The 12,657-nt window shown below is 71.6% G+C and carries 10 protein-coding genes, 4 tRNA genes and 1 pseudogene; 5 read left to right on the forward strand and 10 right to left on the reverse strand.

From position 1 onward, the window contains the following. Positions 1 to 60: 60 nt before the first annotated feature. The 3 genes from ACIPSC_RS34675 to leuC all read right to left on the reverse strand — a co-directional run bounded on the left by ACIPSC_RS34675 (position 61) and on the right by leuC (position 2,614). A complete protein-coding gene (locus ACIPSC_RS34675) occupies positions 61 to 408 on the reverse strand; it encodes a hypothetical protein (protein ID WP_374209270.1) in 348 nt (115 codons plus the stop codon). A gap of 182 nt (positions 409 to 590) precedes the next feature. Next, positions 591 to 1,187, reverse strand: a complete 597-nt coding sequence (leuD, locus tag ACIPSC_RS34680) for a 3-isopropylmalate dehydratase small subunit (RefSeq protein WP_238951374.1) — start codon at positions 1,185 to 1,187, stop codon at positions 591 to 593. Between the two features lie 5 nt (positions 1,188 to 1,192). After that, positions 1,193 to 2,614 carry a 3-isopropylmalate dehydratase large subunit gene (gene leuC, locus ACIPSC_RS34685; protein ID WP_400832464.1) on the reverse strand — a complete coding sequence of 474 codons (1,422 nt, stop codon included), beginning with the start codon at positions 2,612 to 2,614 and terminating at the stop codon, positions 1,193 to 1,195. Positions 2,615 to 2,845: 231 nt separating this feature from the next. On the opposite strand from leuC, the gene ndgR reads away from it, so the two are divergent. After that, positions 2,846 to 3,559, forward strand: coding sequence for an IclR family transcriptional regulator NdgR (gene ndgR, locus ACIPSC_RS34690; RefSeq protein WP_148642806.1), 714 nt, complete (start codon positions 2,846 to 2,848; stop codon positions 3,557 to 3,559). A gap of 107 nt (positions 3,560 to 3,666) precedes the next feature. Here the strand turns inward: ndgR and ACIPSC_RS34695 are convergent. The 7 genes from ACIPSC_RS34695 to ACIPSC_RS34725 all read right to left on the reverse strand — a co-directional run bounded on the left by ACIPSC_RS34695 (position 3,667) and on the right by ACIPSC_RS34725 (position 7,190). Further along, a tRNA-Gln gene (locus tag ACIPSC_RS34695) sits at positions 3,667 to 3,741 on the reverse strand. 59 nt (positions 3,742 to 3,800) lie between these two features. Further along, a tRNA-Glu gene (locus ACIPSC_RS34700) sits at positions 3,801 to 3,876 on the reverse strand. Between the two features lie 26 nt (positions 3,877 to 3,902). Then, a tRNA-Glu gene (locus ACIPSC_RS34705) sits at positions 3,903 to 3,975 on the reverse strand. A 49-nt stretch (positions 3,976 to 4,024) separates the two neighbouring features. Further along, positions 4,025 to 4,096, reverse strand: a tRNA-Gln gene (locus ACIPSC_RS34710). 234 nt (positions 4,097 to 4,330) lie between these two features. Next, positions 4,331 to 5,830 carry a glutamate--tRNA ligase gene (gltX, locus tag ACIPSC_RS34715; RefSeq protein WP_400832468.1) on the reverse strand — a complete coding sequence of 500 codons (1,500 nt, stop codon included), beginning with the start codon at positions 5,828 to 5,830 and terminating at the stop codon, positions 4,331 to 4,333. Beyond that, entirely contained in the window at positions 5,823 to 6,623 is an 801-nt protein-coding gene (locus ACIPSC_RS34720; protein ID WP_238951377.1) for a fumarylacetoacetate hydrolase family protein, read from the reverse strand. The genes gltX and ACIPSC_RS34720 overlap by 8 nt, the downstream gene beginning before the upstream one ends. Positions 6,624 to 6,965: 342 nt before the next feature. Then, positions 6,966 to 7,190: a hypothetical protein gene (locus ACIPSC_RS34725; protein ID WP_400832472.1), complete on the reverse strand. Its 225-nt coding sequence runs from the start codon at positions 7,188 to 7,190 to the stop codon at positions 6,966 to 6,968. Between the two features lie 629 nt (positions 7,191 to 7,819). Here ACIPSC_RS34725 and ACIPSC_RS34730 point away from each other — a divergent pair. The 4 genes and pseudogenes from ACIPSC_RS34730 to ACIPSC_RS34745 form a co-directional block, all read left to right on the forward strand. Continuing rightward, on the forward strand, positions 7,820 to 11,533 hold the full coding sequence (locus ACIPSC_RS34730) for a nitrate- and nitrite sensing domain-containing protein (protein ID WP_400832476.1): 3,714 nt from the start codon (positions 7,820 to 7,822) through the stop codon (positions 11,531 to 11,533). 10 nt (positions 11,534 to 11,543) lie between these two features. Then, positions 11,544 to 11,957 (forward strand): roadblock/LC7 domain-containing protein, encoded by a 414-nt coding sequence (locus ACIPSC_RS34735; protein WP_030057391.1) that lies wholly within the window; start codon positions 11,544 to 11,546, stop codon positions 11,955 to 11,957. Between the two features lie 160 nt (positions 11,958 to 12,117). Further along, positions 12,118 to 12,543: a DUF742 domain-containing protein gene (locus ACIPSC_RS34740; protein ID WP_400676724.1), complete on the forward strand. Its 426-nt coding sequence runs from the start codon at positions 12,118 to 12,120 to the stop codon at positions 12,541 to 12,543. Continuing rightward, a pseudogene (locus tag ACIPSC_RS34745) lies at positions 12,524 to 12,657 on the forward strand (ATP-binding protein); the annotation flags it as partial. The gene ACIPSC_RS34740 and the pseudogene ACIPSC_RS34745, both read left to right, overlap by 20 nt.

The following is a 12,657-nucleotide window of genomic DNA, read 5'->3' on the forward strand; positions in this document are numbered from 1 at the left end:
TTTCAATTACCAAACGCGCGAATCACCCTAGTGTCGCAATGGATTTGCGCGTCGGCGACCTCAGACGACGGGCGGGCGCCCCTCGTCGAGGTCCTGGACAAAGCGACTCAACCGCCTTGCCGCCTCCGGAAGATCGCGCTTGGCGGTCTCGGTGACGATCAGGAGTTGTCGGGTGAGAGCGGTCTTTGCATCGGCAGACACGTTCAGCGCATGCACGCGGGCGTGAGCTTGCTTCAACCGCTCGGCCACAAGCGCGTAGAGCGCTGCGACTTCCGGGTCGTCCAGCCCCTCAGCAGGTGAGGTGGCGGCGTCCGGCCGATCGTCAATTCGGCGTTCGGCTCCCCGGCCCGTGGACTCCGGTGACGCGGGTTCGCCGCCCGCGTACGGAGGTTCATGGTGCCGGTGCATGTACTGATTGTGCCATCTACCCGCAGTTGTGCTTGCGCGGGCCCCTGTGCGCCATTGCCAAATCGGCAATCGGCAGTGGGCCGGGGCGGCTAACTCCGGGGCCGGAACGGCGGATGGCCCGCCCCCCCGAGGGGAGGCGGGCCATCCGGCAGAACGTCAGAATGCCTGTTCTCCGACGCGGCTCAGGCGGCCGGCAGAGTACGCGGCTTGAAGGCCGGCCGGGTCGCCTCGAAGGCGGCGATGTCGGCCTCGTTCTGAAGGGTGATGCTGATGTCGTCCAGGCCGTTCAGCAGCCGCCAGCGGACGTTGTCGTCCAGCTCGAACGAGGCCGTGACGCCCTGCGCGCGCACCTCGCGGGCCTCCAGGTCGACCGTGATCTCGGCGGTCGGGTCGGCCTCGGTGAGCTCCCAGAGCCGCTCCACGACATCCTGCGGCAGAACCACCGTGAGCAGGCCGTTCTTCAGGGAGTTGCCGCGGAAGATGTCGGCGAAGCGGGTCGAGATCACGGCGTGGAAGCCGTAGTTCTGCAGCGCCCAGACGGCGTGCTCGCGGGAGGAGCCGGTGCCGAATTCGGGGCCGGCCACCAGCACCGTGGCGCCCTGCCGCTCGGGCTGGTTGAGGATGAACGACTCGTCCTTGCGCCAGGCCTCGAACAGGCCGTCCTCGAAGCCGGAACGGGTGACCTTCTTCAGCCAGTGGGCCGGGATGATCTGGTCGGTGTCGACGTTGCTGCGGCGCAGCGGAACGGCGCGACCCGTGTGGGTGGTGAACTTCTCCATGCTGCTCAGGCCTCCACAGCGACGTCGGACGGGAGATCGGCGGGCGCGGCCAGTCGGCCCAGGACGGCGGTCGCGGCGGCGACCTGCGGGGAGACCAGGTGGGTGCGGCCGCCCTTGCCCTGGCGGCCCTCGAAGTTGCGGTTCGAGGTGGAGGCGCAGCGCTCACCGGGAGCCAGCTGGTCGGGGTTCATGCCCAGGCACATCGAGCAGCCCGCGTGGCGCCACTCGGCGCCGGCGGCGGTGAAGACCTTGTCCAGGCCCTCCTCGACGGCCTGCAGGGCGACCCGCACCGAGCCCGGTACGACCAGCATCCGCACGCCGTCGGCGATCCGGCGGCCGTCCAGGATCGCCGCGGCGGCGCGCAGGTCCTCGATCCGGCCGTTGGTGCAGGAGCCGACGAAGACGGCGTCGACCGCGACCTCGCGCAGCGGGGTGCCGGCCTCCAGGCCCATGTACGCCAGGGCGTTCTCGGCGGCGATCCGCTCCTGCGGGTCGGCGAAGGAGGCCGGGTCCGGCACGGACGAGCCGAGCGGCGCGCCCTGGCCCGGGTTGGTGCCCCAGGTGACGAACGGCGTCAGCTCGTTCGCGTCGATGAAGATCTCGTGGTCGAAGACCGCGTCCTCGTCGGTGCCCAGGGTCTTCCAGTACGCCACGGCGGCGTCCCAGTCCTCGCCCTTCGGGGCGTGCGGACGGCCCTCCAGGTAGTCGAAGGTGGTCTGGTCCGGGGCGATCATGCCGGCCCGGGCGCCCGCCTCGATCGACATGTTGCAGACGGTCATCCGGGCCTCCATGGAGAGGCTGCGGATGGCCGAGCCGCGGTACTCCAGGACGTAGCCCTGGCCGCCGCCGGTGCCGATCCGCGCAATGATCGCCAGGATCAGGTCCTTGGCGGTCACGCCCTCGGGCAGCTCGCCCTCGACGGTGATCGCCATCGTCCTGAACGGCGCGAGCGGCAGCGTCTGGGTGGCCAGCACGTGCTCGACCTGGCTGGTGCCGATGCCGAACGCGAGGGCTCCGAAGGCGCCGTGGGTGGAGGTGTGGGAGTCGCCGCAGACCACGGTCGTGCCGGGCTGGGTCAGGCCCAGCTGCGGGCCGACCACGTGCACGACGCCCTGCTCGACGTCGCCCAGCGAGTGGATCCGGACGCCGAACTCGGCGGCGTTGCGGCGCAGCGTCTCCAGCTGGACCTTGGAGACCGGGTCGGCGATCGGCTTGTCGATGTCGAGGGTCGGGGTGTTGTGGTCCTCGGTGGCGATGGTGAGGTCGGTGCGGCGGACCTTTCGCCCGGCCAGTCGGAGGCCGTCGAAGGCCTGCGGGCTGGTCACCTCGTGGAGCAGGTGCAGGTCGATGAAGAGCAGGTCGGGCTCGCCCTCGGCGCGCCGCACGACGTGGTCGTCCCAGACCTTCTCTGCGAGTGTCCGTCCCATCGGATTCCCTCCAGCCGGCCGCGTTGCCGGCCTTCTCGTGTCGTCGGGGTCAGTGCTTTCGCCGCCCTGTGAGGCACGCGTCGCGCGACCTGCACGCCGGATCGGTGTCCACGATGCGGACACTCTGTCGAGGTCGCATCCTGGATGTCTCCCGGGCTGCTGCATCCAGAGTGGCGCTTTTCGCGGAAGATTGAACTTGCGTCTCGCGGAATGAGACTGCAGTCTTAGGGCATGGACAACTCTAGCGGCGTCGGCGTTCTCGACAAGGCCGCTCTGGTGCTGAGCGCACTGGAGTCGGGCCCCGCCACGTTGGCGGGGCTGGTCGCCGCCACCGGTCTGGCGCGGCCCACGGCCCACAGACTCGCCGTCGCACTCGAACACCACCGACTGGTCACCAGGGACATGCAGGGCCGGTTCATCCTCGGCCCCCGTCTCTCCGAACTCTCCGCCGCAGCGGGCGAGGACCGGCTGCTCGCCACCGCGGGCCCGGTCCTGACCCACCTGCGCGACGTCACCGGCGAGAGCGCACAGCTCTACCGCCGGCAGGGCGAGATGCGGATCTGCGTAGCCGCCGCCGAGCGGCTCTCCGGTCTGCGGGACACCGTCCCGGTCGGCAGCACCCTGCCGATGAAGGCCGGCTCGGCCGCCCAGGTCCTGCTCGCCTGGGAGGAGCCCGAGCGGCTCCACCGCGGCCTCCAGGGCGCCCGCTTCACCGCCACCGCGCTGAGCGGCGTCCGGCGGCGCGGCTGGGCCCAGTCCATCGGCGAGCGCGAGCCGGGCGTCGCGTCCGTCTCCGCGCCCGTGCGCGGCCCCTCCAACCGGGTGGTGGCCGCCGTCTCCGTCTCCGGCCCGATCGAGCGCCTGACCCGCCACCCGGGCCGGCTGCACGCCCAGGCCATCATCGAGGCCGCCAACCGGCTCACCGAGGCCCTGCGCCGCGGCTGAGCCGCCGAACCCCGAACGAAAGGGCCCGCGCACAGTGTGCGCGGGCCCTTTCCGTGGAAATACCCGGAAATGCGAAAGGCCCCGGATCACCGGGGCCTGCATTTCTCTGGCTGGGGTACCAGGACTCGAACCTAGACTAAATGAACCAGAATCACTCGTGCTGCCAATTACACCATACCCCAACAAAGCATTCAGCCGATGGGCGCGTCTCCTAGAAGACGACAACCACCGGCTTCCGCTCTGGTACCCCCGACCGGATTCGAACCGGCGCTACTGCCGTGAGAGGGCAGCGTGCTAGGCCGCTACACAACGGGGGCTTCCTGGCGATCCCTTGCGGGACCAGTACCCCCGACCGGATTCGAACCGGCGCTACTGCCGTGAGAGGGCAGCGTGCTAGGCCGCTACACAACGGGGGCTTGATCTTCAGTTGTCCTGCTTGCACTGCTTGTACTTCAGGGTACTGCGCTGGGGTACCAGGACTCGAACCTAGACTAAATGAACCAGAATCACTCGTGCTGCCAATTACACCATACCCCACCAGAGTTGAACCCTCGTCGGGCCCCGCTCAGGCGTTGCGCCTCTCGTTCGGAACCGGCGGGGGTTTCGCTCCCTCGTCCGTTCCCTCCCGGGCGGCGCAGAAAGAACATTACCCGACGTCTGGCCTGGCTCCAAAATCGATAACCCCAGGCCGTGGCCGGGGCGGCTGCGGACCAGGTCGGAACCCGGCCCGCAGCCGCCCGCGGAGGGACGTCAGCCGCCCGCGGAGGGGCCTCAGGCGGCCGGGAGGGCCGCCAGGGCGGCGCCCAGCCGGCGCAGCGTCTCGGGGCACCCGAGCAGCTCCATCGACTCGAACAGCGGCGGCGAGACCCGGCGGCCCGTGACGGCCACCCGCAGCGGCGTGAAGGCGAACTTGGGCTTGATGCCCAGACCGTCCACCAGGGCCTCGCGCAGCGCGGCCTGGATCGGCTCCGGGGTGAAGTCCGCCAGCGACTCCAGCGCCTTGATGCTGGCCTCCAGCACCGGGCGGGCGTCGGCGGTGAGCACCTTGGCCGCGTCGTCCGGGTCGACCGCGAAGTCGGCCGGGTCGACGAAGAGGAAGCCGGCCATGTTCACGATCTCGCTGAGCACGACCATCCGCTCCTGGGTGAGCGGCGCCACCTGGGCCAGCAGCTCCAGCTGCTCGGCGCTCGGCTCGGCCGGCAGCAGGCCGGGGGCCTGCAGGTACGGCACCAGGCGGCGGACGAACTCCTCCGGCGCGAGCTTGCGCACGTGCTCGGCGTTGATGTGCTCGCACTTCTTCAGGTCGAAGCGGGCCGGGTTGGCGTTCACGTCGGCGATGTCGAACGCCGCGACCAGCTGCTCCGTGCTGAAGACGTCGTCGTCGGCGGAGAGCGACCAGCCCAGCAGCGACAGGTAGTTGAGCAGGCCCTCGGGGATGAAGCCGCGCTCGCGGTAGAGGTTGAGCGAGGCCTGCGGGTCGCGCTTGGAGAGCTTCTTGTTGCCCTCGCCCATCACGTACGGCAGGTGGCCGAAGCGTGGGGTGGCGCCGTTGCCGACGCCGATCTCGGCGAGCGCCGCGTAGAGCGCGATCTGGCGCGGGGTGGAGGAGAGCAGGTCCTCGCCGCGGAGCACGTGGGTGATGCCCATCAGGGCGTCGTCCACCGGGTTGACCAGGGTGTAGAGCGGCGCGCCGTTGGCCCGGACGATGCCGTAGTCGGGCACGTTCTCCGGCTCGAAGGTGAGCGTGCCGCGCACCAGGTCGTCGAAGGCGATGGTGCGGTCGGGCATCCGGAAGCGCAGGATCGGCTCGCGCTTCTCCAGCTTGTAGACGGCGATCTGGTCGTCCGTCAGGTTCCGGCAGTGGCCGTCGTAGCCGGACGGCTTGCCGGCCGCGCGGGCGGCCTCGCGGCGGGCGTCCAGCTCCTCGGTGGAGCAGTAGCAGTGGTAGGCGTGGCCGGCCTCGTGCAGACGGCGCGCGACGTCGGCGTAGATGTCCATCCGCTGCGACTGCCGGTACGGCGCGTGCGGGCCGCCGATCTCGGGGCCCTCGTCCCAGTCGAAGCCGAGCCAGCGCATGGCGTCGAGCAGCTGGTCGTACGACTCCTCGGAGTCGCGGGCGGAGTCCGTGTCCTCGATCCGGAAGACCAGCGTGCCGCCGTTGTGGCGGGCGAAGGCCCAGTTGAAGAGGGCGGTGCGGACCAGGCCCACGTGCGGGTTCCCGGTCGGCGAGGGACAGAAGCGAACCCGAACGCTCGGGTCAGTGTTAGCCACGCTTGATCACCTTGTTGGTGAGAGTGCCGATGCCTTCGATGGAGACGGCGACCTCGTCGCCGACGTTGAGCGGGCCCACCCCAGCGGGTGTGCCGGTGAGGATGACGTCGCCGGGCAGCAGCGTCATGGCCTCGGAGATGTGGACGATCAGCTCGGCCACCGAGCGGATCATCAGGGAGGTGCGCCCGGTCTGCCGCAGCTCGCCGTTGACGGTGCAGGTGACGGCGAGGTCGGCCGGGTCGAGGTCGGTCTCGATCCACGGGCCGAGCGGGCACGCCGTGTCGAAGCCCTTGGCCCGGGCCCACTGGCCCTCGCGCTGCTGGACGTCGCGCGCGGTGACGTCGTTGGCGCAGGTGTAGCCGAGGATCACCTCGGGCACCCGGTCCAGCGGCACCTCGCGGCACATCCGGCCGATCACCACGGCCAGTTCGGCCTCGTGGTGGACGTCCGAGGAGAACGGCGGGTAGGCGATCGACTCGGTCGGGCCGATCACCGCGGTGGACGGCTTGAAGAAGGTCAGCGGGACGTCGGGGACGTCGTTGCCGAGCTCCGCCGCGTGTGCCGCGTAGTTGCGGCCCACCGCCACGATCTTGTTGGGCAGCATCGGGCTGAGCAGCCGGACGTCCTGGAGGCGGTAACTCTCGCCGGTCGGCTGGGGCTGACCGAACGGGTGGCCGGCCAGCGCGTGGACGACCAGAGACTCGGGCTGGGCGGGATCGCCCTCGACCACGCCGAAGGAGACGCTGCCGGCGGCAGGGCTCCCTTCCCGGACGGAAAACCTGGCAATGCGCACGGCTGGGCTACCCCTCGCTTCGTCGGCCGCCCGGGGCGCGCCCGGGCGCTGGTGGGCGCCCCGCCCTCGGTGGGCGCGGCCCCGTCAATCGGCGTCCAGGCTATCGCGCGGGCCCCTCCCCGTCCGCTTTGCCCCTGTTCAGCGCGGGTTGCGGCCGAGGGTCCGAGGGCGCGCCGACACCGGGAGGGAGGAGCGACGGGGCGACGACCGTCGACGCCGGGCCCGGAGCGCCCGGAGCACCCGGAGGCGGCAGGCAGACAGCAGGGCGCCGTCGCGGCACCTCTCGGTGCGGCCACGGCGCCCTGGGACGCGGGTGGGTTCGGCCCCCGCGGGCCGGCCGGGTCAGTCCTGCGGAACGGCGACGACCGGGGCGACCATCAGCTTGGTGCGGCGCGGGTTGGCGGTGCTCGACGGCAGCTCGGTGCCGTAGGTCACGACGTCCCCGGGCTTGCGGGCGCCCGGGATCATGCTGAAGTCCTCGACCGAGGCCAGCGTGGTCCGGCGCGGGTTCGCCGTCGAGCGGCAGGACAGCGTGGACTTGGTGGCGGCCTTCTTCGCCTGGGACATCGCGTCAGCACCTCGGGGTCGCGACCGGCGCACCGCTACGGATCGGCACCGGCCTGAGTGGTTCGGGGGGATTGCGGGCAGGCTGAATCGAGGCCGTGCTCCGGATACAGCCAGGTTACGGATCTCATTCCACAGCCACCGTGACCAAAGCTACACATCGGCCTGTGATTTTGCTCACAAATTGGAAATCAATTCTCAAATATCCGACATGTCGCCGCATCAGGTTTCACCGACATAATGCGTATTCCGGACATTCGGGAAGGTCCACTCACCCTGTTGATCTAGGGCCAACTTGGCATGTATGCGTCGAGTGTCCGAAAAAGGCGGTATTCCGGTCCGGTTACCGCACAGTCTGTGAAATCGTGCGCGCGGTCGGTAGCGCCGCCCCGCGCACCCTGGCGGCCCTTGTTGGGATTCCCCGGCTGTGCTGGAATGCCACGGACCGTGGGTAGGGAGCAGTCCACCCCGGTGACCCGCTCTCCCGGACCGGCCGGGGAGCGGATGGAAACTCCACACCGTCCAGGCCGCGGCGACGCGGCGGGACGCCCGGTCCAGAGGTTGCGACGCCAGTGCAGGGACGTTTCAAAAGGGGTAGCGGCGCCGCGGGTGACCCGGAGTCGCGTGAGCCTGTGGCAGCCCCCCAGCAGGCGGCGGCGCTCGGTGGCCCGGCCGAGCCGGCGCCCGAGGTGGGCGGCCGCCCCGACGACAGCCGGGACGACCGGAAGTCGACCAGGGACAAGCTCCGCAAGACCCTCACCCGGCGGCGCGCCACGGGTGTGAGCCGACTGGCGATGCGCAACTGGCGGATTCGTACCCGCCTGATCGCCCTGCTCACCCTCCCCGTGCTGGTCGCGCTCGTCCTCGGTGGCCTGCGCATCCAGACCTCGCTCGAGGCCTCCCAGCAGCTCGCCCAGATGGCCAACCTCTCCGACCTGGCCAAGAAGGCGACCAGCCTCGCCGACGCCCTGCAGAACGAGCGCGACGTCAGCGCCGGGCCGATCACCCACGACCCGAACGCGCCGCTCGACGACGACATCGTCAACGCCCGCAAGATCACCGACGACCTGAACCGCACCTTCACCGCCTCCTCGGACAAGTTCGAGAACCTCGAACTCTCCGGCGGTAAGGCGCTGCTGTTCCAGATCCGCCGTGACCTGAACTCGATCTCCGACGCGCGCGGCAACCCGTACCAGAACAACCAGAACATCCAGGCCACGATCACCGCCTACGACGTGATCATCCGCGACCTGCTGGCGATCTCCCAGGACATCGCCCTCGCGTCCAACAACCGCGACCTGGTGCGCGCCACCCGCGCGCTCCAGCAGTTCTCGCTGGCCAAGAACGTCACCTCGCAGCAGCGCGCGCTGATCAGCGCCGCGCTCGCGAACCCCAAGAACCCGGACCTCAGCCTGAGCGACGAGTCGTTCGGTATCCGCCTGCGCACGTCCTACGACAACGCGCTCACCGGGTTCAACAACATCTACACCTCGCACGACCTGGACAACCTGCGCGGCCAGCTCAGCTACAACAACGTGGTCGCCGACGCCGACCGCTACGCGCGCTCGATCCTCCAGCAGAGCGGTATCCACCAGACCGAGCCGGTCAGCTACAAGGACTGGTACGAGAAGATCACCGCCAAGATCACGGCCGAGCGCCGGATCGAGGCGAAGCTGATCGAGGACCTCGACGGTAAGGCCCAGGACCTCCAGGCCGCGGCCGACACCGAGGCCCTGATCACCGGTGCCGCCGTCGCCCTGGTGCTCCTCGTCGCCCTCGGTGGCGCCGCCGTCATCGCCCGCTCGATGGTGCGCTCGCTGACCCGCCTCCAGGCCGCGGCCGAGGACGTCGCCGAGCGGCGACTGCCCGAGCTGGTCAAGACGCTCTCCGAGAGCGACCCGCACGACGTCGACGTCACCGTCGAACCCGTGGCCGTCGACTCCACGGACGAGATCGGCCACGTGGCGCACGCGTTCGACATGGTGCACAGCGAGGCCGTCCGCCTCGCCGCCGAGCAGGCCCTCCTCCGCGGCAACATCAACGCGATGTTCACCAACCTGTCGCGCCGCAGCCAGGGCCTCATCCAGCGCCAGCTGTCGCTCATCTCCGAGCTGGAGAGCCGCGAGGCCGACCCGGACCAGCTGGCCAACCTCTTCAAGCTGGACCACCTCGCGACCCGCATGCGCCGCAACGGCGAAAACCTCCTCGTCCTCGCCGGTGAGGACCCGGGCCGCCGCTGGACCCGCCCCGTCCCGCTGGTCGACGTGCTCCGCGCCGCCGCCTCCGAGGTGGAGCAGTACGAGCGCATCGAGCTGGCCTCGGTGCCGTCGGCCGAGGTCGCCGGCCGCGTCGTCAACGACCTCGTCCACCTGCTCGCCGAGCTGCTGGAGAACGCGACCTCGTTCTCCAGCCCGCAGACCCGCGTCCGGGTCACCGGCCACGCCCTGCCGGACGGCCGGGTGCTGGTCGAGATCCACGACACCGGCATCGGCCTCAGCCCCGACGACCTCGCCGACATCAACGAGCGCCTCGCCAACCCGCCGACGGTGGACGTCTCCGTCTCCCGCCGCATGGGCCTCTTCGTGGTCGGTCGCCTCTCGCTCCGCCACGGCATCCGGATCCAGCTGCGCCCCAGCGACTCCGGCGGCACCACCGCGCTGGTCATGCTCCCGGTGGACGTCACCAACTCCGCCGACCGCCGCGCCCCCGGCCGCCCCGGACCGGCGCAGGCCAAGCAGCAGCGCGGGGCCGCCCCGACGCCGCGCCAGCAGCGCCAGATGCCCGGTGGCCCGGGCGGCAGCCCGGCCGCGCTCGGCCAGGGTCCGGCGGGCGGCGCCCCGCAGGGCCGTCCGCAGCTCGGCCAGGGCGGTCCCGGTGCGCCGGGCGGCCCGGGTGCGGGCCAGGGCGGCCGCGCCGGCGGTCTGCCGACCCGACAGGTCGGCAAGGCGCTGCGCGAGACCCCGATGGTCCCGCCGGGCCGGGCCCCGCAGCAGAACCCCCAGCAGGGCCAGCAGCAGGGCCCGCAGCAGAACCAGCAGGGCGGCCTGCCGCAGCGCACCCCGGGCCGCCAGGGCCCGCCGCAGGGCGGTCCCGGTGCGCCGGGTGCGCCCGGCGGCCTGCCCCGCCGCGGCCAGCAGCAGCCCGGCGCGCCGCAGCCCGGTCCGGGCCCCCGGACCGGCGAGCAGCCCCAGCACGGCTGGGCCGACCAGTCGGGTCGTCCGGGTGCGCCGCAGGGCGCCGCCCGTCCGGGCAACCGCCCGCAGGACGGCCTGCCGCAGCGCGGCCGTCCCGGCCAGGCCCCGCAGGGCCCCGGCGGCCAGGGCCCGCAGGGCCCGCAGGGTCCCCAGGGCCCGCAGGGTCCGCGCCGGCCGCAGCGCCCGGGTCCGCAGCAGCAGGGGCGCCCCCAGCAGCTCCCGGCCCAGCAGGTCCAGCCCCAGCAGGTCCAGCAGCCGCAGCAGGCCCAGCCGCCGCAGCTCCCCGCCCAGCAGGCCCAGCCCCAGCAGCTGCCGGCGGCCGAGTCCGCGATGGAGAGCACCGCGCAGTTCGCCCGGCCGCGCTTCGAGGCCAGTGAGATCGACCCGCGCGACCCGCTGGGCCTCGGCCTGGTCGAGCCGGTGCTGCCGGGCGTGCCGAACCCGGCCCGTCCGGAGCCGGTCCGCCAGGAGCCGGTCCGCCAGGAGCCGATGGCGCTGCCGACCGGCCCCTCGCAGGGTGGTGCCCCGGGCTTCGAGTCTCCGGACCGGACCCGGCCCCAGCCGCAGCAGGGCCGGCCGGCCGAGGCCGCGCAGGGCGGTGACCGGCAGTACCAGCCGCGCCGGCCGGGGACCACCGCCCCGGGCTTCCAGGACCAGCCGGCCCCCCAGGCCCAGCAGGCCCAGGCCCAGGCGCAGGCCCAGGCGCAGGCGCAGCAGGCTCAAGCCCAGGCGCAGCAGGCCCAGGCGCAGCAGGCCCAGGCCCAGGCACAGGCCCAGCAGGGCCCGGCCGGCGAGGCCCCGTGGCGCCCGTCCGCCAACGACGAGCGCTGGCGCCGGGCCGAGCAGGTCCGTGAGCCCTCGACCAGCGGGGTCACCATGTCCGGCCTCCCGCGGCGCACCCCGCAGGCCAACCTGGTCTCCGGCACCGCCGAGGCGTCGCCGATGACCGGTCCCCAGGTGTCCCGTGCGCCCGAGGAGGTGCGCGGCCGGCTCACCAACCTGCGCCGCGGCATCCAGCAGGGCCGCCGGGCCGGTGCCGATCAGGCCTCCGGCCAGGGAAATCCTGGCTTCCAGCATGGTGCCCAGCAGCCCGGGTTCGATAGTTTCGGTGGCCGGACCGACGGCAACGGCGCAGATCATCAGGAGCGTTGAGTTGAATCAGATGAGCCAGGCCGCACAGAACCTGAACTGGCTGATCACCAATTTCGTGGACAACACCCCCGGGGTGTCGCACACGGTGGTGGTCTCCGCGGACGGCCTCCTGCTGTGCATGTCCGAAGGCTTCCCGCGTGACCGCGCCGACCAGCTGGCCGCGGTCGCCTCCGGCCTCACCTCCCTCACCTCCGGCGCCAGCCGGATCTTCGAGGGCGGCGAGGTCAACCAGACCGTCGTCGAGATGGAGCGCGGCTTCCTGTTCCTGATGGCCGTCAGCGACGGCTCCGCCCTCGCCGTACTGGCCTCCCCGGACAGCGACATCGGCCTCGTCGGCTACGAGATGGCCCTGCTCGTCGACCGCGCCGGCGCCGTCCTCACCCCCGCACTCCGCGCAGAACTCCAGGGCAGTCTCCTGCACTGAGGCCCCTGCGCGGCGACACCACCCGTCCCACCTCCCCGCCGGGTCTGACCCGACCAGACCCGGCGCCTCACCCTCAGCTACCCTCAGGCAGCTGATTTCGCCTCAGCTGGCACCACCCAGCTGGAACCGGCTGCCCAAGGCTGCAGCACTAGGAGGACCCATGACCCCGCCTTCGACACCCGCCGGCTCGTACGGCAACGGGTACGGCAGCGGCTACGGCGGGCAGCAGTCCGACGGCTACGAGCAGCAGCCGCTGGTCCGCCCGTACGCGATGACCGGTGGCCGCACCCGGCCGCGGTACCAGCTCGCCATCGAGGCGCTGATCTCGACGACCGGCTCGGCCGAGCGGACCGGCGGCCTGCTGCCCGAGCACGCCCGGATCGTGAACCTCTGCCGTGAGGTCAAGTCCATCGCGGAGATCTCCGCACTGGCCGGCGTGCCGCTCGGTGTGGCCCGCATCCTCGTTGCCGACCTGGCAGAGGCCGGTCTCGTCGCCATCCACCAGCCCGCCGCCGCGGGCGAGTCGGGCGGAACGCCCGACGTCACGCTGCTCGAAAGGGTCCTCAGTGGACTTCGCAAGCTCTAACGGAGCCACCCGCGCCACGACCTCGGCGAAGATCGTCGTCGCCGGCGGCTTCGGCGTCGGCAAGACCACGCTCGTCGGCGCCGTCTCCGAGATCAACCCGCTGCGCACCGAAGC

The organism is Kitasatospora sp. NPDC090091, from assembly GCF_044747365.1.
Taxonomy (GTDB): domain Bacteria; phylum Actinomycetota; class Actinomycetes; order Streptomycetales; family Streptomycetaceae; genus Kitasatospora.